This window comes from Leucobacter luti (assembly GCF_004217175.1).
GTDB lineage: Bacteria > Actinomycetota > Actinomycetes > Actinomycetales > Microbacteriaceae > Leucobacter > Leucobacter luti.
In genome coordinates, this window is the sequence record NZ_SHKI01000006.1 from 194,135 (window position 1) to 215,081 (window position 20,947).

Here is a 20,947-nt window from a genome sequence, read left to right on the forward strand (position 1 = left end):
CGCCACTGCGCCAGTTATCTCAGGCGAAGGCGCGTAGCGCCTGAGTGATAATTCCGGTGGCGCCACGTCGCGAACTCGGCGGCGGCTCCGTCAGGACTGCGCGTTCCACTCCGGCAGCACGCGCACGAGCAGGGCGCCCGGGTCGACCACGCCGCTCACGGCGAGCGCGAGCCCGAAGTCGTCCCCGTCGAGCTGCACCGGCTCCGGCTCCGGCACCGAGAGCGCGTAGCGCGTCGCCTGGAGGTAGTTGACGCTGCGGGTGTCGTTGACGAGGTCGATGATCTTTCGGCCCGTCTTCGTCTTGCGAAGCACGCCGTTCTCCCAGCCGATCTTGTTCCAGATGCGCAGCCAGGAGAACGCGCCGAGCGGGCGGAGCGCCACGACGTCGAGCTTGCCGTCGTCGAGCTTCGCCTCGGGGATGAGCAGCACGCCGCCGGGCATGAGCCCGCAGTTCCCGATCATCACCGTGTAGACGGACAGCGGCTTCACTGGCGAGTTGTCGATTGAGTAGTGAATCTGCAGCGGTCCGTCGCGCAGCATCGTGCGCACCCCCGCGTCGACGTAGGCGAGCCAGCCGAGCCGGCGCTTGAGCGTCGCGCGCGTGGCCGAGATCGTGCGCGCGTCGAGGCCCATCCCCGCGAGCACGAGAAAGAGGTGCTCGCTCTCCGAGTCGTCGGCCCGCGTGATCGTGAGAATCCCCACGTCAATGGCGCGATTGCGACCGTAGAACGCGGCGCGCACCGCGTCCTCGATCCGGTTCAGTGGCACGCCGAGGTTGCGTGCGAGCAGGTTGCCCGTGCCCTGGGGAATGATCACGAGCGGCACACCGGTGCCGCGCAGCGCCTCGGAGACCGCCCGGATGGTCCCGTCGCCGCCGCTGGCGAGCACCACGCTCGCGCCCTTCGCCACCGCCTCGCGCGCCACCGCGATCCCCGCGTCGTCCGCGGTGGTCTCGTACCACCGCGTGGGCGCCCAGCCAGTCTGTCGTTCGTGCTCGCTGACCGCAGCTCGCAGCGCGGTGACGTCGGTCTTGAACGGGTGGAAGACGACGGCCGCGCTCGGCTGGGAGCGGGCTGGGGTGACGAGCATGGATCCAGAGTAGTGCGCGCGGTGGCAGATCCTCGGAGTGCGGCCGCGCGACCCTGCCCGTGCTCAGGCCCACCCGACTAAGCTGAAGGGGTGATCGATCCAGTCATCCTCCGCACCGACCCCGAAGCCGTCAAGCGCTCGCAGCGCGCGCGTGGAAATGACGAGGGGGTGGTCGACGAGGCGCTCGCCGCCGATTCGTCGCGCCGCGCGGCACTCGGCGAGTTCGAGACGCTGCGCGCCGAACAGAACGAGTTCGGCAAGCAGGTGAAGGCCGCCTCGAAGGAGGACAAGCCCGCGCTGATCGCTCGCGCCCAGGAGCTCGCCGCGTCCGTGAAGGCGGCCGACGCTCGCGCGAAGGAGGCGGAGGCCGCGTTCGCTGCGATCTCGATGCGGATCGAAAACATCGTCATCGACGGTGTTCCCGCCGGCGGCGAAGAGAACTTCGTCACCCTCCGCGAGGTTGGCGACAAGCCCGAGTTTGATTTCCCGGCGCGCGACCACCTTGAGCTGGGCGAGCTGCTCGGCGCGATCGACATGGAGCGCGGCGCAAAGGTCTCTGGCGCCCGCTTCTACTTCCTGCGCGGGGTGGGCGCTCGCCTCGAACTCGCACTCATGAACCTCGCCCTCGACCGTGCGTTGACGCACGGATTTACGCCGCTGATCACCCCGACGCTCGTGAAGCCGGAGATCATGCGCGGCACCGGCTTCCTCGGGGAACACTCCGCAGAGGTGTACCACCTGCCCGAGGACGACCTGTTCCTCACCGGCACGAGCGAGGTCGCGCTCGCGGGCTACCACTCAGACGAGATCGTCGACCTTGCCGCCGGCCCGCTCCGCTACGCTGGCTGGTCCACCTGCTACCGGCGCGAAGCCGGGTCGCACGGCAAGGACACCCGCGGGATTCTGCGCGTGCACCAGTTCAACAAGCTTGAGATGTTCGTGTACACGGACCCCGCCGAGGCGGAGGCCGAGCACGAGCGCCTCGTGGCCTGGCAGGAAGACATGTTGCAGTCGCTCGGCCTGCACTACCGGGTCATCGACGTTGCCGCCGGCGATCTCGGTTCCAGTGCCGCGCGCAAGTTCGACATCGAGGCCTGGGTGCCCACCCAGGACGCGTACCGCGAGCTCACGTCCACCAGCAACTGCACCACCTACCAGTCGCGCCGACTCGCCACGCGGTTCCGCACCGAGAGCGGCAAGACCGCGCCCGTTGCCACGCTGAACGGCACGCTCGCCACCACTCGCTGGCTCGTCGCGATTCTCGAGACGCACCAGAACGCCGACGGCAGCGTGACGGTGCCCGAGGCACTGCGCCCGTTCCTGGGCGGCCTTGAAGTCCTCACCCCGATCTCCGGAGCCTGACACCCATGACGACGCCCTCGCTTCCGCCCGTGACCGCGGCGGATCGGCACCTCATTGCGCTTGACCTTGACGGAACCGTGCTGAGTCACGGCTTCGGGGAGGGCGCGGGGGACGACCCGAGCGGGGGCCGGATCGACTCGGATCTGGCCGACGCGATCCGCGCACTGCACGAGGCCGGCCACGAGGTGGTCGTCTCGACCGGGCGCTCCGTCGATGCCACGCTGCCGATCGTGGAGCGGCTGCGGATCCGTCCAGAGTGGGTGATCGCCGCCAACGGTGCGGTCACGCTGAAGCGCGATCCGCTCGCGACGCGCGCGTACCGCCGCGAAATGATCGAGTCGTTCGACCCGAGCGATGCGCTGCGCAAGATTCGCACGCAGCTCGTCACCGCCCGGTTCGCGGTCGAGCTCGCCGACGGCGGGTTCCTCTACACCGAGCCGATCCCGGCCGGCACGCTGCCGGCCGCCCAGCGCCGGGTGCCGTTCGAGGAGCTGCTCGGGGTGCAGGCGTCGCGCGTGGTCGTCGTGTCTCCGGACCACCGCCTTGAGGAGTTCCTCGACGCCGTCGAGTCGCTCGGCCTCACGCACGTCTCGTACGCGGTGGGCAGCACGTCGTGGCTCGATATCGCGCCAGACGGCGTGACGAAGGCGAGCGCACTTGAGCGCGTGCGTGAGCGCGTGGGCATCGACCGCTCGCGGGTGTTCGCCGCCGGCGACGGCCGCAACGACATCGAGATGCTCACGTGGGCGGCGCACCGCGGTGACGCGGTGGCGATGGGGCAGGCCGCACCCGACGTGCAGGCCGTCGCGTCCCGCGTGACCCTCCCCATCGAGGAAAACGGGCTGCTCGTCGCACTGCGCGAGCGCTTCCCAGAGCTGGTCTGAGCTGCGGCGAACGCGCGGGCCCGTCTGGGTTTGCTAGGCTTGACGACGGAGGGTTGTCCGAGCGGCCGAAGGAACTTGTCTTGAAAACAAGCACTGGGTAACCCCCAGTCAGGGGTTCAAATCCCCTACCCTCCGCCACGTTCAGGGCCCCTCGCGAGCATCGCGAGGGGCCCTGATGCGTTCCTGGGCGACGCGTGCGGCCGCCCCCGGTCGCCCGGGCCCCGCGGGTCGACCGGTGCAGAGCGCTGCTCAGGGGAGTCCCGCGCGCTTACTCGGCCGCGCGGTCGGGCCGGCCGCGCGGTCGGGTCGGTCGGCGGTGAGCGTCGCCGGGAGCAGCTCGAAGATTGCCTGGATGACAGTTTCGGCGGTTTCCGAACTCGGCTCTTCCAGCCATCTGAAGAGGGCGTGCACGGTGCCGGCGCTGATGTAGCTCGTGATGAGCGCGCGGGCACCGGGGGAGGCCCCGGTGAACTCGGCGGCGACGGTGCGGCTCGTGAAGCGCTCAAAGCGCTGCACGAGGTGCTCAAGCACGAGCGCGCGCGAGCCAATCCGCGTGGCGTACTCGATGAGCTCCCGCGAGCGCGTGAGCTCCGAGACTACCCGGCCGAGCCCCTCGCGCGTGATCACGTCGCGGCCGGAATGTGGGCCGGTGCGGCGGGCGACGTCCTCGTGCGACACCGCCTCCCAGGACTCCGTGATGGTCTCGGCGGCGAGCTCGTCCACCGTCGCGAAGTGGGTGTAATAAGTGCTCCGCCCCACGCCCGCGCGGTCGCAGATCCAGGTTGCGCTGGGGCGGTCGAGCTGCATCGCCGCGGCCTCCCTGAACGCCGCGATGAGGCGCGCCCGCGTGCTCCCGGACTGGTCGCCCTCGGCGGCCCGCAGCGCCGCGCGCCGGTTCGCCTGCGGCGTCATCCCTGGCTCCACGCTCATAACTCTCCTCACTCCGATAGACACTGTCTATTTTGGGCGTAGCATTGACGGTGCGACCCCCACTATTCTCTCGCTCGCAACGCTGCGATGGGTCGCCGCCAGCGCGGGCAGGATCCGAAAGAGGTTCACCATGAAGGCCTGGGTACTCGACGAAGTACACGCTCCGCTGCGACTCGTTGATGTGGAGCGCCCGTCGCCGGGGCCGGGGCAGGTGCTCATCAAGGTACGGGCATCCGGGCTCTGCCACAGCGATGTTGGCTACATGGAGGGCGTGATCCCCGTCGCGATCCCGTTCCCGGTGATCCTTGGGCACGAGGCGTCAGGCACCATCGCCGAGATCGGCGAAGGTGTGACGGGGTGGAGCGTGGGTGACGCAGTGGCGAGCGCGATCGCGCCGGACGACGCACCCGGCGTGTCGCGCGACGGTGCCTATGCCGAGTACACCCTGGTAAACGCGTCCAATCTCATTCGGCTGCCGGAGGGGATGGACTGGGCGCAGGCCGCCGCGGCGACGGACGCTGGGCTGACGTCGTACACGGGTGTCGTGGTGTTCGGCGAGGTCACGGCGGGCGATCGCGTTGGCATCGTCGGACTCGGCGGGCTCGGGATGACGGGCGCGCAGATCGCGGTGGTGCAGGGCGCGACCGTGTATGGTGTGGAGCCGCGCGAGGCGCTCTGGGAGACCGCGCGGGGTCACGGGCTCGCAGAGGTGTTCGCCGACGTGTCCGCGCTCGAGGGCATGGACCTCGACGTGGTCATCGACTTCGCAGGGTTTGGCACCACCACCTCCGGGGCGATCCGAGCCGTTAAGCCCCGCGGGCGCGTGGTGCTCGTTGGGCTCGGGCGATCCGAATGGACCATCAATTCGATCGATCTCGTTTCGCGGGCGATCGAACTGCGCGGGGCGACTGTCGCGGGCGAGCCCGCGCACCTGCAGGCCGTGATTGACCTGGTCGCCGCCGGGAAGCTGACAGTGCAGGCCGAGGAGATCGGCTTCGAGGATATCGAAGACGGGCTCGGGCGGCTGCAGCGCGGCGAGGTGAACGGCCGCCTCGTCGCGATGCTTCCGGAGTAGCGCGGAGCCTCGGGGCGCGAGGGGCAAGGCGCTCAGGCGCTCAGGCGCCCAGATGCTTGTGGACTCGGGCGCACGGGCGCCTGAGCCCGCAGGGACTTGGGCGCTCGGGCGCTCGGGCGCGAGAGCGCAGAGGCGCTAGGCGGCCGCGGTCTCTGGAGCGCGGTCGCCAGCCTCCGCGCGGTCGAGCGCCGCGATCGCCCCCAGCGCCGGCTCGAGCGTGGCTGCTGCCGCCACCGGGTCGATGCGGGCGAGGGCAAACGCGGCGATCACGAGCCCCGCGCAGGTCTCGGCGAGCCGATCGCGCTCCGCGGCCGCCAGGCGCGGGAACCTCGCGGCGGCACCCGCTGTGAACGCGGCAAGCAGCTCGGAGCGGTAGGCGCGGATCGCCTCGCGTACCTCCGGCTCCTGGCCGATCGGTGCGCCGGCCGCGGCCACGAGCAGGCACCCGTCGGCGGCCGGGGAGCCGGGGGCGCGCAGGGCGCGTACGAGGCCGGTGAGGTAATCGGTGAGCGCGTGTGGCGCCACGTCTGCTCCGCTGAGTGGCGCGAGCCGCGGCCGCACCACCTCCGCTAGATAGCTCGCCACTGCGGCGTCGAAGAGGCCGCGTTTGCTGCCGAATGCGTGGTAGATGCTCGAGCGCTGGAGTCCGGTTGCGGCCTCCAGCTCGGGCAGCGAGGCCTGTGCGTAGCCCACCGACCAGAACACCGATCGCGCGCGCCGTACGGCGTCGTCGGTGTCAAAGCTGCGTACCCGGCCCACAATTCCTCCTGTTGTGTATCGTTCGATCTAGTATATATTGAATCAATCGGTACACAAACGTCGGGGTGCCTCGGCGGCGAAGGGGGATCCCGCATGATCATCGTCGGACTCGTGCTCGCGGCGGTTGCCGCGCTCATCCATGTCTATATCTTTGTGCTCGAATCGCTGCTCTGGACGGGGCCGGCGGCGCGCAAAACATTCGGGCTTGAAAGCGCGGAGTTTGCGGAGACCACGCGACCGCTCGCCTTCAACCAGGGCTTCTACAACCTGTTCCTCGCGATCGAGATCGTCGCCGGCATCGTCGCCTTCGCGATCGGCGCCACCGCGGTCGGTGCCACGCTCGTCTTCGTGGGCACCGGATCGATGGTGGCCGCGGGGCTCGTGCTCCTGCTCTCTGACCGCAGTAAGGCGAGTGCGGCCCTCAAGCAGCTCGTGCCCCCGCTCGCGGCGATCGTCGCCCTCGCGATCGGGCTCGCGCTCTAGCACGAGCACCCAGCACCTCACCCGCCCCTATACCCGCAACCCGAAAGGACCACCGTGTCACACGAACGCAGTACCCAGATCCAGCTCGTCAACCGCCCCTCTGGCTGGCCGACGCACGACGACTTCCGCACGGTCGTCACTGAGCTGCCGCCGCTCGCGCCGGGCGAGGTTCGCGTTGCAAACGAGTTCATCTCCGTCGACCCGTACATGCGCGGGCGAATGCGAGATGCACGCAGCTACGTGGCGCCGTACGCGCTGGGCGAGACCATGGCGGGCGGCGCTATTGGCCGCGTCGTCGCCTCGGCAGCGCCCGAGCTTCCCGAGGGGACGGTCGTGCTGCACCAGCTCGGCTGGCGCGATGTCGCCCAGGGGCCCGCCGCGCAGTTCCGGCCGGAGTTGGACGCGCCCGGCGTGCCGCATTCGTTGCGACTCGGGCTGCTCGGCATGACGGGGCTCACCGCCTACGTGGGGCTCACCGCGATCGCCGGGATGCGCGAGGGTGACACCGTGTTCATCTCCGGTGCAGCGGGAGCCGTGGGCACGGCCGCCGGCCAGTTCGCGCGCCTGCTCGGTGCTGGCCGGGTGATCGGCTCGGCCGGAACCGACGAAAAGGTCGCGCTGCTGACGAGCAAGTACGGGTACGACGCCGCCTTTAACTACCGCGACGCCCCTGTGCGCGAGCAACTCGCCGCAGCGGCGCCCGGAGGCATCGACGTCTTCTATGACAACGTCGGCGGCGACCACCTGGAGGCGGCGCTCGACGCGTTCAACGACGGCGGCCGCGCCGCGCTGTGCGGGGCGATCGTGAGCTACAACGCGGGCTCCCGCACCGCCGGGCCAGACAACATGGGCAACCTCATCACGCGCGGCCTGCGCCTCGAAGGGTTCACGATCGGCAACCACCTGCAGCACGCGCCCGAGTTCCGCGAGCGCGCGGGCGAGTGGTTCGCGGCCGGCAGCCTCGCGTACGACGAGACGATCGTCGACGGCATCGACCACGCGGTGGACGCGTTCCTCGACATGATGCGCGGCGCAAACATCGGGAAGATGCTCGTCCGAATCTGATCCGCGATGCCGCGCCCGTGACCGCTTAGGCGAGCGGGTGCGGCACCATCTCCCCGTCGTCGGCGGACTCGTCCTCCTCGGGCCGCGGGTCGCGCGCGTCGGCGTACGCAAACGCGAGCGCGACGATCGTGAGCGCAAACGCGATGATCCCCAGCGGGTTGCAGAGCGCGATCGACATCTCGGCAGAGAACGACGAACCCGAGGCGAGGCTCAGGATCGACACGAGCTCGCCGCCGGAGAGATCCGGCACGGTGAGGCCGAACCCGATCGCGCTCACCCAGGCGAGCACCAGGCTCACCGTCGTGCTTCGGCCGGTGCGCTTGCCGCGCGCGCGGGTCACGGCGATCCGCTGCGCCAGCCACAGCTGGAGTGCGGCAAAGAACAGGCCGATGGTCGGCACGTACCACCAGGAGAGCGACCCGCCGATCCCGAACGGCCACCGTCCCAGCGCCATCCACAGTGCCAATACGACCCCGATGACTCCAACTCCGCGGCTGTTCACGCGCGCTTCCTTTCCTCGCTGCCCACGCCGACTCGCGCGACGCTCCCCACTAGCCAAGCAGATTTCGCATCGCGATGTGGAATCTGCTATTCTCAAACGGTTGTCGCCGCGAGGTGGCTACGCCCCGATAGCTCAGTGGTAGAGCACTTCCATGGTAAGGAAGGGGTCCCGGGTTCAAATCCCGGTCGGGGCTCTGACTCTCTGGCTCGCACTCGTGCGGGCCAGTTTGGCTGAGTAGCTCAGCTGGTTAGAGCGCACGACTCATAATCGTGAGGTCGCGGGATCGAGCCCCGCCTCAGCTACAGAGAGTCACGGCACAACCCCCTCCACGGAGGGGGTTTTGTTGTTGGTGGGGCGGTTTGGTTGAGCTGGTGCGGCTGCCCTGTCGAGGTGCCTGGCGGGGTGAATCTCCCGGCGTCTGGGCCCTGGCCCCCACCCCGTCACCTGGCGCCCAGTTTGCCCGTTTAAACTGACAGCTGTAGCGCGGGGCCGGGTGTCTCGAGCTTGTTCCACGGGGCTCGGGGGGACCGGACCTGGAGGTCGTTTTGCGCAAGGTCACCTATCAGCCACGTCCGCAAACCGTGCAGGTGTTGCGCCGCTACTTGATGGCGGGGTACGACGTCGAGCTGCTGTCGCCGCGCGGCAACGGCGGCACGCGGTTCTTGCGGGAACTCCTGACCGAGGTTCGCGAGCACGGGCAGGCCGCGCTGCTGCTGCCCGATGTGGGGGAGGAGCGGCCGCTTCCGAGCGCGCTGCTCGCCGCAATCTCCGAGCAGGGGCGTGCGGTCCCCAACGCCGCCCTCACCTCACCGGTCGAGCTGGCCACCCACATGGAACGGATCTACGGGGGCCGCCCGCTTACCCTGCTCGTGGACGGCCCACAGGCGCTGCCGCCCCTGCTGCAGGCCGCGATCGCGCACCTGCGATTGAGCTCGCAGCTGCAGGTGGTGCTGCTCACCGACCGTGAGACGTCGGCGCAGGACAGGTCGCCCCAGGCGGTCACCGTGCAGCTGCCGACGCTCACGCTTGAGGAGCTGGGCGCGGTGCTCAACGGGGCGTGCGGGTCGCCGCTCGAGGCTTCCTCGCTGAGCCGCGTGTACGGCAAGTCTGCGGGGCTCGTGAAGCTCGCCCTGGCAATCAGCGAGATCGGGATCATCGAGGGGCGCCTCAAACTCGCCGACGGTCAGTTCGTGGCGACGCAGGAGCTGTGGAGCAACCGCCTGCTGCCGATGGTGCGCGGGTATGCGCCGCCGGCCGAGGAAGAGGCGGACACGGCCGCGCTCGAGACGCTCGCGGTCGCCGGGCTGACCTCCGCAACCGAGGCGGTCGCGCTCGTTGGGGAGGTGCAGCTTGAGCGTCTTGAGCGCTTGCGTCACGTCGCGATCGAGCCCTCTGGCACGCGGCACTGGGTCACGGTCACGCCGCCGATTCTCGGCGAAATGTTCCGCCACGCGAAGTCGCCGATGCGGCTCGCTCGGGTGAGCGCGCAGATCGAGGGCGTCACTGCCCGCAAGTTCGAGGCGCGGTCGTCGCAGTCCCGGGACGTGCACGTGCGCAAGGTTGGGCCGCTGTTGCTGCAGCGGCTTGCGGAGCGGCGGGGCGCCATGCTCGCCGACGCGCAGAGCGCCTGGCGGGACACCCCGGGAGCTGGGACGGCACTGCGGTACGTCGAGGCGCTCGTGGAGACGGGCGCCGCCGCGCAGGAGGTGCTCGAAGCAATCTCGGCGGCCTCACGCTACGGCCCCTCCGACGAACAGCGCGCCTGGTTGAGTATCTGGGAGGCGCGCGTGCACGCCTACCAGCGCTCGGACCTGCCGCACGCCCTCGACGTGCTCGATCGGGCTACCGGCCTCGGAGCGTACGAGGGGCTGGTCGTGGCCGCTCGGATTCGGCTCTACGCGGATCTCGATGCGCTCCCGTCCGACGCGGAGCAGCAGTTGCGTGCGCGGGATGACGCACCCGTGGCGGTGCAGGCGGAGATGCGCTGCGAGCTGGTGCGGGTGCACTACACGCGCGGCCGCCTGGGGCTCGCGCAACGCGAGATCGACGCCGTGCCGGTGGGAGAGACTGGCGCGCTGCGGGGCCGGCTGCGCGTGCTCGAGGCGCTCGTTGCGCTGGGGCAGGGGCGGTACCGGCGCGCGGTCCAGGTGACGCGGGAGGGGTTTGATCGGGCGAAGGACGAGCTCGACGGGCAGCAGATGCGGTCGTTCTTCTACGCGATCATGCTCCTCGTGGTGGTGCGCGGCCAGAGCACCAGCGTTGCCATGCAGCGCGAGCTCGCTGCGGCGCTCGGTGAGGTGCCGGTGTTCCCGCAGCTCGCTTACCTCGGGGCGCGCGTCTGCGGGATCGTGAGCGCGAACGGGTCGGTCGATGAGATCCGTGGCCTGGTGCGTGAGCTGGACGCCGTGCAACTGCCGTCCGGAACCCTGCCGGGCACCTCCCGCCGCTGGGCCGATGCGAAGCTCGCCGCGATGTCCGGCGATGTTGCGCGAGCGGCGCGCTGGTGCTGGGATGACGCCGTCGAGGCGCGGCGGCGTGGCGGGTACTTCGCCGCGGCCCAGTCCGGACTGTGCTCCCTCGAGCACTCCTTCGACGAGGCGCACGCCGGCGTCGTTGCCGAGTGGCTCACCGAGATCGACAGCGAGCAGCTCGCCGCCCAGTTCGCCTACTTGAGCGCGCGGGAGAACGGAAGCGTCGACGAGATGCTGGCGGTGATCCCGCGTCTGGTGCGCACGGGACAGGTGGGGCGCGTGATGCAGGCCTACTGGGATCTGGGGCAGTCGGCCCACGTGCGCAGCGACCCGAAGCTCGCGGGCCGGATCGCGCGCGAGCGAGAGGAGTTCGGGGAGTCGCTTGAGAACAGCGGGCTCGATTTGCTGCGCGCCGTCGCATCCGAGGCAAAGCTCACCCGGCGCGAGGAAGAGGTGGCGCGACTGATCGCCGCGGGGCTGTCGAATCGGCAGATCCAGGAAGAGTTGGTGCTGAGCATCCGCACGGTTGAGAACCACGTGCACCGCCTGATGCGGAAGCTCCGAGTGTCGACTCGGCAGGAAGTTGTGGAGGCCGTGCACGGCTGGGTGTCCGGGGCGGTGGGCGAGGTGAGTTGAGAAATTCTCGGGGAAGGCGAGCGGCCGTACTCAGGCATTGAGTAGTTCTCACTCTACTAATTGAAAGCCCTACTCAGAATGGGAAATAGGCCCATTCTCGCCCGTACTGTTGTTCTTGAGAGGTTCACAACGAACCAGCAGGTTCGGACTTCCGAACTCGGAGCGGAAAGGGAGGGGCAGGACCCTGGTCATGTCTCTGTGAGCTTCTCAACGCTGGTGGATTCTTCGCAACGACGGAGTTGATGAAGCTAGCACTTCGCTGTGGCCGACCGATACCCCCATCCCCCATCCCCTCGGTCGGTCACAGCGGCTTTTCTTTCGCAGGCGGTTGAGAAACGCGTCGGTGTAGCCCGTGAATATGACCGTCTCGGTCCGGCGCGCTTGACACCGGCCCAGTTCAGAAGTACTTTTCCCTTGCAAGGTCTGTCATCGAAGCCGCGCCGTGATCCCCAATCATCCCCCCGGCGCGATCTGCATCTCCATCGGTGGCCGGCTGGGTCTCCACGGAATCCGTCGTGATTCCGGGGGGCCCTGCACTTGCCACCAGTTGCAACCGCGCGTTTCAAGCGCGGCGCCGGGCCCGGAGGGGGCGGTACCCACGGCTCAGGCGGTTGTGACCGCAACCGCCCCGAGGGGCGCATGCCCCAGCAACGCCCTCAATTCTTGCTGGAAGTGAGCGCGGAGCGCCGAAGCCTCGAACGCGGAGTCTGCCGCGCAGCGAATCATGTCGAGCACCTCTGCGATGTTCTCGCAGTGTGAGCAGCGCGCCGCGTGTGCGCTCTCGGGGTGCTGGCAGCGCGCACGGTAGGCGGCGACGAGGGCGTCTGAGACGTCGTGAAGGCGCGCGAGCGGATCACCCGCGGTGCTCGCATCGCTCACGTCCCCTCCCCGCTGAGGTCACAGGCCAACTCGATATCCCCACATTTAAGTTCCCTCGAACCGGGGTGTCAAGGGCGAAAATCTCGACGACACTTGACGAATAGCGTTTTCACAACGAAAGTTAAGGTTGGAGAGGGTGCACCGATGCTCCCTCGGTCGCTCAGCGAGTGAAACCGCCGGGGTGCGTGTGGGGTCCCGGCCGAACCATCGGGGGATTCGAGCTGTGAACATTTCACGAAAAACCGTGACCGCGATCGGCCTCAGCGCCGCACTGATTGCCGGGGGGCTTTCGGTCAGCGCTCCGGCGATGGCGGTCGACGCCATCGTCGCTGACTATGACGCCCTGAAGACCGCGGTCGAGGCGCTCCCGGCGGGCGAATCGACCATCACCCTGGCCGCTGGGTTCGCGCCGGTCGGGGCGATCACTAGTGTGTCGATCCCTGCGGGGGTCACCAAACTCACCCTCGCGGGCGACGCGGCGGGCACCACCGTGGCCAAGGCGGCCGGTACCACCGGACACCACCTCGACCTCGTGGGCAACGGGAGCGTGGCGATCGCGGTGCAGAATCTCGCGTTCGTGGGCCTCAACGACCCGGATCCGACGGGGGAGCCCGGCGGCGTTCCGGGCGGCGGCGTCAGCATCAGCAGCGCGGCGGCGGTCACAGTGGCCGATTCGAGTTTCAATGGGATCGACGGCGCGAGTGGACTCTCCCTCAGTTCCGTCACCACCCTCGACGTGACCGGGTCAAGCTTCCTGGGCAACCGCGCCAGCTCGAGCGCCGCGCTCGCGCTGCCGAACGGGATTGTCGCGACCATTTCAGACAGCACGATCGCCAAGAATCACGGCACGTGGCCGGGGTACTCGGGCGGTGCGATCCGGCTCTCCGGGAAGACGGATCTCACGGTGAACCGCACGGTGTTTGCCGACAACCTCTCGACCACCCGGGGCGGCGCGATCGCGTTCCACCAGATGGACGGGCGCCTCACCATCACTGACAGCTACTTTGAGGGGAACACGGTGCCCCTCGCGCAGACCAACACCTCCCTCAATGACGGTGGGGCGATCGCAGTGACCGAGCGCCCCATCGCGGGCGAGCAAACGGGCCGGACCCTGATCTCTGGGACCACATTCGTGGACAACGTGGCGGCCGATGAGGGCGGCGCGATCCTTGCCCACTCGGGCGTTGGCTCCGAGGTGACCGTGCGAAACAGCACGTTCGTCGGCAACATTGCGCAGGGGCGGCAACTGAACTACGACGACTCAAGCGGCGGCGGCGCGATCGAGTCGTTTGGCACACCGCTCACGCTGCTGCACAACACATTTGTCAACAACGTGGCCGAGCGCGGCACCCTGCTCATCGGAACGGCGCAGCGCGGCGGCGCCGTCTCCATGTACGGGGACACCAATTACCTCCCCACACAGATCCCGGTGTTCTCCCACAACCTCTTCGTTGGCAATGACGTGCTCGACCGCAACGGTAACTCGGTCGCGTCGAGCGCGTACCGCCAGGTCTCGGCGTCGAAGGGTATCGAGTCGCCCGCGGGCGAGCTGCCGCCGGCACCGGGCGACAGCGACGGTGTGCACACTGATCTGCGGATCCCGGCCCTCGAAGATCTTGAGCTCGTCTACCCGCCGCTCGACGAGGACCGCGCCGCGATCGAACCGGAGACGATTGAGTTTGCCGCCGACGCGACGAACATCGGCGTGGACAACGGGACCGCGATCGATTTGGCGGTGGTGAACCGGCTCGCCGTCCTCGGCACGGACACCCCGGAGCTCGCCGTGAACGGCAACGCCGTGGTGGCTGGGGATCCCCGCGGGGACGCCGCGCAAGCGCCCGGGACGCTCCTGTTTACGCCCGGCGACGCGCCGTACCTGGTGGGGATCGCCGACAACGTTGGTCCCGCCGCGCCGGGGATCACGACCGATCAGCGCGGTTTCCCCGTCGACGACCCTGCCGACTCAGGCGCGCTACAGCAGGCATTCGTGCGGTTCGACCCCAACGGCGGCGACTGGGCTGACTACACGGAAAAGGCGTTCATTCAGGAGCCGCGGTCCGGGGAACGCATTGTGCAGCGCCCCGACGACGCGGCTCTCGTCTGGACCGTGGGTGCCGTTGGCTCGACCGTCCAGACGGAACCCGCACCCACCACGGTGCCCGAGGACAAGCGGTTCGCCGGCTGGAACACGCAGCCGGACGGAACGGGGGCGTTCTTCCCCGCCGGCGACGTGACCATCCCCGCGGGCAACCTCAGGCTCTACGCGCAGTGGGAGGACGACACCCCGAGTGTGGCAGACGGTACGGTGATCGCCGAGTACGTTGACGAGGACGGCAACAAGCTGCGCAACTCGATCACCCAGACCGGGCCGATCGGCGATCCATATGTGACCGAACAACTCGCGTTCCCGGGCTACGCCTTCGTGCGGGTGGAGGGGCCGATCGAGGGTGACTTCGCCGAGGCTCCTGTGACGGTGCGCTACCACTACGAGCAGTCGGTCGCTCCGCCCGCGGGCATGGGTTCCGTGACCGCCTACTACGTCGACGAGTCGGGTAAAGCGCTGCGCAGCCCGATGACGCAGACGGGCAAGATCGGCGCGAGCTACCAGACGAGACAGCTCTCGTTCTCCGGTTACTCCTACGTGCGAGTCGACGGGAAGGCCACGGGCGTCTACGGCAGCACCGCCGCGCGAGTCACCTACGTGTACCAGGCAAAAGACGCGATCACGCCCGAGCCGCCCGTCGTCACCCCGCCGGCTGAGGGCGGCAAACCGCCCGCCGGGGGACTCGCCTCGACGGGCCTGGACCTGTGGTGGCCGATCGGGATCGCGGGCGCCGCGGCGCTCCTGATCGCGGCCGGCGTGTTCATCCACGGCCGCCGCAAGCCGGGGACCGGCGGGGCCGAGGGCTAGGCGCGGCAGCCAGCTCAGTCGGTGTGCATGGTGAGGCGCACCGACTCGAGCTGCTCGGCCCGCGTGGGGGCGGCGTGCACGGTGACGAGCTCGTCCACATCCGCGAACTTCGCGAACTCGGCGAGCTCGGTGCGCACCCGCTCCGGGCCGCCGATCGCGGTGTGCGTGAGCATGGCGCGGATCTCGGTGCCGGCCGGGGTGTCCATGAGAGTCGCCGCCTCGTCGACGGTGAGGTCGCGCTCGCGTCCGCGTGAGAGGAACCGGCGCACCCGGTCGAGCTCGGTGCGGGCGAAGAGCTGCTCGGCGGCCGCGTCGGTCGCCGCGGCGACGACGTTGACGCCGGCACTAACGTACGGCGTGGGGTGCGCGGCGCTCGGCGTGTAGTTCGCGCGGTAGTGCTGCACCGCCGTGGTGAGCAGCTGCGGGGCAAAGTGCGAAGCGAATGAATACGGGAGCCCCAGCTGCGCGGCCAACTGAGCGCCAAACAGGGACGAGCCGAGGATCGTGAGCGGCACGCGCGTGCCGCGCCCCGGGTACGCGTTGACGGCGTTGCGCGGCAGCTCATCCGAGAGGTAGCTCTGCAGCTCCAGCACGTCCGAGGGGAAGCGCTCGGCGGCCTCGTGGGTGCGGCGGAGCGCGCGGAAGGTGGCGCCGTCGGTGCCGGGTGCCCGGCCGAGGCCCAGGTGAATGCGGCCCGGGTGCAGCTCCGCGAGCATGCCGAACTGCTCGGCGATCACGAGCGGCGAGTGGTTGGGGAGCATGACGCCGCCGGCGCCGAGGCCGATCGTGCTCGTCTGCGTGGCGACGTGGGCGATGAGCACGGAGGTGGCGCTCGACGCGATTGACGACATGTTGTGGTGCTCCGCGTACCAGACGCGCGAGTAGCCCTGCTGCTCGGCGAGCTGCGCGAGGGCGACCGAGTGGGTGAGCGCGTCCGCGATGCTCCCGTCCGCTTCGACTGTGGCGAGGTCAAGGATCGAGAGCGGGGGCAGCGTAGTCATGGAGTGTGCAACGCGCCGGGGGAGTGCGCTATTCCGGGGTGCCCCGGAGTGCCCCGGAGTGCCCCGGAGCGCCCCGGAGCGCCCCGGGCGGCCGGGCCCCGGCTATCAGGGCTCCGGGGGCGGGGGCGGGGCACACGCACCGCGGCCGACCCCGGAATCCGGGATCGGCCGCGGTGTGATCGTGCGGGACTACTTGCCCGCGGGCGTCCAGCTCTTCCACTGGCCGCTGCGCTCGAACTCCACGTCGAGCGGGATGTTGCTGCGGTCGCGCAGCAGGATGGTGGCGAGCAGGCCGAGCCCGGTCATGATGAGCAGGTAGACGACGATCGCCCAGGTCGAGCCAAACGACTGCAGCAGGAGCTGCGCGATCGTGGGGGCGAACGCGCCGCCGATGACGCCGCCCAGCGCGTAGCTGATCGAGATGCCCGAGTAGCGCACCGAGGCGGGGAAGCTCTCGGCGAACCACACGGCGGCCGGGCCGTAGGTGAGCCCGAGGCCCACGGCGAGCAGGCAGGTGCCGAGCAGTACGCCGCCAACGCCGCCGTTGAACACGAACTGGAACAGCGGGATCACGCCGGCCGCCTGCACGAACCAGCCAACCGTCATGACCGACTTGCGGCTGAACCGGTCTGAGAGCGGACCCGAGAGGTAGGTGAAGATGCCCCACACCACGGCGGCGGTGAGTACCGCGAGCTGCACCTGAACGGGGTCGTAGCCGAGGCCGCCCTCCGTCTCCGGACGTGACGCGAGGCCCTGCACGTAGCCGCCGGTGAGCATGTAGCCGACGGCGTTGTTGCCGGCGAAGAGCAGTGCGCTCAGGATGACGAGCGGGAAGTGCAGCTTGAAGATCTGGACGATCGGGGCCGACTCCTGCTTCTTCGCCTGGGCGATCTCGCTGAACACCGGGGACTCGTCGACGGTGCGGCGGATGATGAAGCCGACGATGATGAGGATGACCGAGAACAGGAACGGCACGCGCCAGCCCCACTCCTCGAACGCGTCCCCCGGGGCGAGCACGCGCATGAGGGCGAGCATTGCGGACGCGAGCAGCATGCCGAACGGCACACCGAGCTGCGGGAAGACGCCGAAGAGGCCGCGCTTGCCCTTGGGGGCGTGCTCCACGGACATGAGGACAGCGCCGCCCCACTCGCCGCCCGCGGAGAGGCCCTGCAGGATACGCAGCAGGATGAGCAGAATCGGCGCGGCGATCCCGATCGACTGGTAGGTGGGGAGCAGGCCGATGCCCACCGTGGCGATGCCCATGAGTAGCAGCGTGATCACGAGCATTGGCTGACGGCCGAGCTTGTCGCCGAAGTGCCCCGCAAGGAACGCGCCGAGCGGGCGGAACAGGAACGAGAGGCCGATCGTAACGAGGGAGAGGATCTGCATCATCTCTGGGCCGGCCGGCTCAAAGAAGAGCTTCGCGAGGATCAGGTTCGCGGCGAACGCGTAGATGAAGAAGTCGTACCACTCGATGGTGGTGCCGATGATCGAGGCGGCAACGACTTTGCGCCGTTCCCTCTGCGAGCTCACGGGTGCAACTGTTGCCTGTGTCATTATTTGACGCCCTTGTCCAACTATAGAAACTTACTTTCTGTACCAACACTGTAAACGAAAACTTCGGTGATCCCGAATCGAGAGCACCCCCGAAATTGGGGATACTGGGTGAATGGCACTCCCCGCAGGAACCCGGCTCGTCGCGCTCGATACCGCTGATCGTTTGGAAGAGGTGCTGCGATTTGACGCGTGGACCTTTCCCACGGGAACGCCGCTGGCCGATCGCGTCGCCACAGAATCGGGGATCCCGTGGGGGCGGGCGTGGGCAGTTGAGACTCTCGACGGTGATCTGCGCGCAATGTACGGCTGCCATGGGCTGCGGCGGTTCCCCGTGCCCGGCGCCGTGGTGCCCGTGGGCTGGCTCACCTGGGTCGGAGTGCACCCCGTCGCCAGGCGTCAGGGGATCCTGCGCGAGCTGATCTCCCACCACTTCGCAGACTGCCTCGCGCGCGGCGAGGCAGTCTCAGGGCTGAACGCCGCGGAGGCCGCGATCTATGGCCGCTTTGGGTACGGCCAGGCCTCCACGCAGGTGTCGTTGACCGTGCCGCGCGGCGCGGCCCTTCGCGACGTTGCCGGGAGCTCCGAGCTGAGCCTCGAAATGCGGGAGTGGGATCCGGAGCGCGACGGTCCAGTGGTCGAAGCGCTGCACGCCGCCTACGCGCAGCTGCCCGCCGGGCTCGGGCGGCCGGGCTGGGCGACGTGGGAGACGCCCACGCTGCGCAAGTACGTCGACCAGGATCCGCCCGCGCTCCGGGGCGGGCAGGAGCCGCAGCGGCTCGTGCTCGTGCGCGACGGCGCCGGGGAGCTGCGCGGGTACGCGCGCTTTCGCCGCAAGCCCGAGTGGCAGCTCAACGTTCCGCGAAGCTCGGTGCAGCTGCGGGACATCGTCGCGCTCGACCCCGCGGCGGCGCACCGGCTCTGGAGCGTACTGCTCGATCTCGACCTCATGGCCACGGTCGCGGCCGGTCCGCTCGCGAGCGACGACCCGATCCTGAGCCTGCTCGTCGACGCGAGGGCGGCGCTCCCGACCACGAACGACATGCAGTGGATCAGGATCCTCGACCTGCCGCGCGCGCTCGCCGAGCGCCGCTACGCCGCGCCCGTTGACGTGGTGCTCGAAGTGACCGACGCGCTCATTCCGGCGAACGCGGGCCGGTGGCGCGTCGTGGCCGACGCATTCGGGCACGCCGCGGTGACGCGCGTCGACACTGAACAGGATCTGCGGCTCGATATTCGCGAGCTGGGCTCCGCGCATCTCGGATCGACGTCGCTCGCGGCGCTCGCGCAGGCAGGCCTCGTGCGCGGCACCGCCGAGCCGCTGGCCCGGGCCGCGGTGGCCTGGTCGTGGCCCGTGGCTGCCGGGGTCGACTGGGTGTTCTAACCCCGCGGTACAGGGAAACGCCGGAGCCGCCGACCTCCCCGTGCGCGGGGCGTTCGGCGGGCTCCGGCGTGAGGCCCGCTCGGCATCGTGGCCCGCTGGGGGCCTGTGCCTCCTCGGGGCCTGTGCCTGCTCGGCCGCGTGCCTACTCGGCGTCGACGATGGTGAGCAGCACGTGGCCGCTCGGCACGGTCTGCCCGAGCGGTGCATCGACGCCCGCGACCACGCCGGAGCGGTGCGCGTAGATCGACTGCTCCATCTTCATTGCCTCGAGCACCACCACGAGGTCGCCCTCGGAGACGGCCTGGCCTTCCTCGGCCGCGACCTTCACGATCGTTGCCTGCATCGGTGCCGTGATCGCATTGCCCGCGGCCGTGGCGACTCCGGCGCCCTTGGCGCGCTTGGGGGCCGGGCCGCGAGTGACCTCCTGGTCCACGAGCGGAACGAGCGTTGCCGGCATCGACACCTCGATGCGGCGCCCCTCGACCTCCACGACCACACTGCGGCGCTTCGGATCCTGCGCGATGGGGGGCACCTCGCCCTCCCACGGCTCGATGTCGTTGGTGAACTCGGTCTCGATCCAGAGCGTGTACACGCCGAACGTGCCGTCCTCGGCGGTGAACGCCGGCTCGCGCACGATCTTGCGGTGGAACGGCAGCACCGTGGGCAGGCCCTGCACCTCGAACTCGTCGAGCGCGCGACGGGCGCGCTGCAGCGCTTCCTCGCGGGTCGCGCCCGTGACGATCAGCTTGCCGAGCATCGAGTCGAACGCGCCGGAGACCACGTCGCCGGAGGTGACGCCGGAGTCCACGCGCACCCCGGGGCCGGAGGCGGGCTTGAACAGCGAGACCGGGCCGGGCGCCGGGAGGAACCCGTTGCCCGGGTCCTCGCCGTTGAGGCGGAACTCGAACGAGTGGCCGTGCGGCACCGGGTCGGCATAGTCGATCGTGCCGCCCTCGGCGATCCGGAACTGCTCGCGCACGAGGTCGATCCCCGTGACCTCCTCGGACACGGGGTGCTCCACCTGGAGACGCGTGTTGACCTCAAGGAACGAGACCGTGCCGTCTTTCGCGACCAGGAACTCGCAGGTGCCGGCGCCAACGTAGCCGACCTCCTGCAGGATCGCCTTCGACGAGGCGTAGAGCTTCTCGTTCTGCTCGTCGGTGAGGAACGGGGCCGGGGCCTCCTCCACGAGCTTCTGGTGCCGGCGCTGCAGCGAGCAGTCACGCGTCGAAACGACGACCACGTTGCCGTGCTGATCCGCGAGGCACTGGGTCTCCACGTGGCGGGGCTGCTCGAGGTACTTCTCCACGAAGCACTCGCCGCGGCCGAACGAAGCGACGGCCTCGCGGGTGGCGGAGTCGAACAGCTCGGGAATCTCTTCGCGGGTGTACGCGACCTTGAGGCCGCGGCCGCCGCCGCCGAACGCCGCCTTAATCGCGATCGGCAGGCCGACCTCGTCGGCAAACGCGACGACCTCGGAGGCGTCGTTCACCGGGTCGCTGGTGCCGGCCGCGAGCGGCGCGCCCACCTTCTCGGCAACGTGACGCGCCGAGACCTTGTCGCCAAGGCGCTCGATCGCGTCCGGACCCGGGCCGATCCAGGTGAGGCCCGCGGCGATCACGGCGCGCGCGAAGTCGGCGTTTTCGGCGAGAAAGCCGTAGCCGGGGTGCACGGCGTCGGCGCCCGAGCGGCGCGCGATCGTGAGGATCTTGTCGATACTCAGGTAGGTCTCGGCGCTTGTCGACCCGTTGAGCGCGTAGGCTTCGTCGGCCAGCTGCGCGTGCAGAGCATCGCGATCCTGGTCGGCGAAGACGGCGACGGAAGCGATGCCGCTGTCAGCGGCGGCGCGGATGATGCGGACGGCGATCTCACCACGGTTGGCGATGAGGACTTTACGAATGCGCGACATGGCCTCCAGCCTATTGGAGGGGCAGCCCCCATCCTTGGATATAAGACACAAAC

General features: G+C 69.3%; 16 protein-coding genes and 3 tRNA genes. 11 read left to right on the top strand and 8 right to left on the bottom strand.

Annotated elements, in window-relative coordinates:
* Positions 1–90 precede the first annotated feature (90 nt).
* Positions 91–1,089, bottom strand: a complete 999-nt coding sequence (locus EV139_RS12295) for a diacylglycerol/lipid kinase family protein (RefSeq protein WP_130454637.1) — start codon at positions 1,087–1,089, stop codon at positions 91–93.
* A gap of 90 nt (positions 1,090–1,179) precedes the next feature.
* Here EV139_RS12295 and serS point away from each other — a divergent pair, with 90 nt between their 5' ends.
* The 3 genes from serS (at position 1,180) to EV139_RS12310 (ending at position 3,473) form a co-directional block, all read left to right on the top strand.
* Entirely contained in the window at positions 1,180–2,451 is a 1,272-nt protein-coding gene (gene serS, locus EV139_RS12300) for a serine--tRNA ligase (protein ID WP_130454638.1), read from the top strand.
* A 5-nt stretch (positions 2,452–2,456) separates the two neighbouring features.
* On the top strand, positions 2,457–3,335 hold the full coding sequence (locus EV139_RS12305) for an HAD family hydrolase (protein ID WP_130454639.1): 879 nt from the start codon (positions 2,457–2,459) through the stop codon (positions 3,333–3,335).
* A 47-nt stretch (positions 3,336–3,382) separates the two neighbouring features.
* Positions 3,383–3,473, top strand: a tRNA-Ser gene (locus EV139_RS12310).
* 111 nt (positions 3,474–3,584) lie between these two features.
* On the opposite strand, the gene EV139_RS12315 is transcribed toward EV139_RS12310, so the two are convergent.
* The gene (locus EV139_RS12315; protein ID WP_130454640.1) at positions 3,585–4,265 is read right to left on the bottom strand and encodes a TetR/AcrR family transcriptional regulator; all 681 of its coding nucleotides are present in this window, start codon (positions 4,263–4,265) and stop codon (positions 3,585–3,587) included.
* 130 nt (positions 4,266–4,395) lie between these two features.
* Here EV139_RS12315 and EV139_RS12320 point away from each other — a divergent pair, with 130 nt between their 5' ends.
* A complete protein-coding gene (locus EV139_RS12320) occupies positions 4,396–5,340 on the top strand; it encodes an alcohol dehydrogenase catalytic domain-containing protein (protein ID WP_130454641.1) in 945 nt (314 codons plus the stop codon).
* 135 nt (positions 5,341–5,475) lie between these two features.
* On the opposite strand, the gene EV139_RS12325 is transcribed toward EV139_RS12320, so the two are convergent.
* A complete protein-coding gene (locus tag EV139_RS12325; RefSeq protein ID WP_130454642.1) occupies positions 5,476–6,099 on the bottom strand; it encodes a TetR/AcrR family transcriptional regulator in 624 nt (207 codons plus the stop codon).
* A 93-nt stretch (positions 6,100–6,192) separates the two neighbouring features.
* Between EV139_RS12325 and EV139_RS12330 the strand changes: the two genes are divergently transcribed.
* Positions 6,193–6,582 carry a DUF1304 domain-containing protein gene (locus EV139_RS12330; RefSeq protein WP_130454643.1) on the top strand — a complete coding sequence of 130 codons (390 nt, stop codon included), beginning with the start codon at positions 6,193–6,195 and terminating at the stop codon, positions 6,580–6,582.
* A gap of 54 nt (positions 6,583–6,636) precedes the next feature.
* Positions 6,637–7,647 (top strand): NADP-dependent oxidoreductase, encoded by a 1,011-nt coding sequence (locus tag EV139_RS12335; protein ID WP_130454644.1) that lies wholly within the window; start codon positions 6,637–6,639, stop codon positions 7,645–7,647.
* A 25-nt stretch (positions 7,648–7,672) separates the two neighbouring features.
* Here EV139_RS12335 and EV139_RS12340 read toward each other — a convergent pair whose 3' ends face one another.
* Positions 7,673–8,149, bottom strand: coding sequence for a hypothetical protein (locus EV139_RS12340; RefSeq protein WP_241989052.1), 477 nt, complete (start codon positions 8,147–8,149; stop codon positions 7,673–7,675).
* Positions 8,150–8,270: 121 nt separating this feature from the next.
* Here EV139_RS12340 and EV139_RS12345 point away from each other — a divergent pair.
* The 3 genes from EV139_RS12345 (at position 8,271) to EV139_RS12355 (ending at position 11,256) form a co-directional block, all read left to right on the top strand.
* Positions 8,271–8,342: transfer RNA gene (locus EV139_RS12345), tRNA-Thr, on the top strand.
* Positions 8,343–8,377: 35 nt separating this feature from the next.
* Positions 8,378–8,451, top strand: a tRNA-Met gene (locus EV139_RS12350).
* Between the two features lie 243 nt (positions 8,452–8,694).
* Entirely contained in the window at positions 8,695–11,256 is a 2,562-nt protein-coding gene (locus tag EV139_RS12355) for a helix-turn-helix transcriptional regulator (RefSeq protein ID WP_130454645.1), read from the top strand.
* Between the two features lie 603 nt (positions 11,257–11,859).
* On the opposite strand, the gene EV139_RS12360 is transcribed toward EV139_RS12355, so the two are convergent.
* Positions 11,860–12,135, bottom strand: a complete 276-nt coding sequence (locus EV139_RS12360; protein ID WP_130454646.1) for a hypothetical protein — start codon at positions 12,133–12,135, stop codon at positions 11,860–11,862.
* Positions 12,136–12,358: 223 nt separating this feature from the next.
* Between EV139_RS12360 and EV139_RS12365 the strand changes: the two genes are divergently transcribed.
* The gene (locus EV139_RS12365; RefSeq protein WP_130454647.1) at positions 12,359–15,046 is read left to right on the top strand and encodes a MucBP domain-containing protein; all 2,688 of its coding nucleotides are present in this window, start codon (positions 12,359–12,361) and stop codon (positions 15,044–15,046) included.
* A 14-nt stretch (positions 15,047–15,060) separates the two neighbouring features.
* Here the strand turns inward: EV139_RS12365 and EV139_RS12370 are convergent, their stop codons facing one another.
* Together EV139_RS12370 and EV139_RS12375 are read right to left on the bottom strand one after the other, a co-directional pair.
* Entirely contained in the window at positions 15,061–16,047 is a 987-nt protein-coding gene (locus EV139_RS12370; protein ID WP_130454648.1) for an LLM class flavin-dependent oxidoreductase, read from the bottom strand.
* 189 nt (positions 16,048–16,236) lie between these two features.
* Positions 16,237–17,604: an MFS transporter gene (locus tag EV139_RS12375; protein WP_130454649.1), complete on the bottom strand. Its 1,368-nt coding sequence runs from the start codon at positions 17,602–17,604 to the stop codon at positions 16,237–16,239.
* Positions 17,605–17,716: 112 nt separating this feature from the next.
* On the opposite strand from EV139_RS12375, the gene EV139_RS12380 reads away from it, so the two are divergent.
* On the top strand, positions 17,717–18,985 hold the full coding sequence (locus tag EV139_RS12380) for a GNAT family N-acetyltransferase (protein WP_130454650.1): 1,269 nt from the start codon (positions 17,717–17,719) through the stop codon (positions 18,983–18,985).
* A gap of 142 nt (positions 18,986–19,127) precedes the next feature.
* Here the strand turns inward: EV139_RS12380 and EV139_RS12385 are convergent, their stop codons facing one another.
* A complete protein-coding gene (locus EV139_RS12385; RefSeq protein WP_130454651.1) occupies positions 19,128–20,894 on the bottom strand; it encodes an acetyl/propionyl/methylcrotonyl-CoA carboxylase subunit alpha in 1,767 nt (588 codons plus the stop codon).
* Positions 20,895–20,947: the final 53 nt, after the last annotated feature.

Bases quoted from the DNA above. Each gene is read 5' to 3' on its own strand.
- EV139_RS12320 (WP_130454641.1), top strand. From the start codon at position 4,396: ATGAAGGCCTGGGTACTCGACGAAGTACACGCTCCGCTGCGACTCGTT.
- EV139_RS12330 (WP_130454643.1), top strand. From the start codon at position 6,193: ATGATCATCGTCGGACTCGTGCTCGCGGCGGTTGCCGCGCTCATCCAT.
- EV139_RS12370 (WP_130454648.1), bottom strand. From the start codon at position 16,047: ATGACTACGCTGCCCCCGCTCTCGATCCTTGACCTCGCCACAGTCGAA.
- EV139_RS12375 (WP_130454649.1), bottom strand. From the start codon at position 17,604: ATGACACAGGCAACAGTTGCACCCGTGAGCTCGCAGAGGGAACGGCGC.
- EV139_RS12305 (WP_130454639.1), top strand. From the start codon at position 2,457: ATGACGACGCCCTCGCTTCCGCCCGTGACCGCGGCGGATCGGCACCTC.
- EV139_RS12385 (WP_130454651.1), bottom strand. From the start codon at position 20,894: ATGTCGCGCATTCGTAAAGTCCTCATCGCCAACCGTGGTGAGATCGCC.
- EV139_RS12380 (WP_130454650.1), top strand. From the start codon at position 17,717: ATGGCACTCCCCGCAGGAACCCGGCTCGTCGCGCTCGATACCGCTGAT.
- EV139_RS12315 (WP_130454640.1), bottom strand. From the start codon at position 4,265: ATGAGCGTGGAGCCAGGGATGACGCCGCAGGCGAACCGGCGCGCGGCG.
- EV139_RS12295 (WP_130454637.1), bottom strand. From the start codon at position 1,089: ATGCTCGTCACCCCAGCCCGCTCCCAGCCGAGCGCGGCCGTCGTCTTC.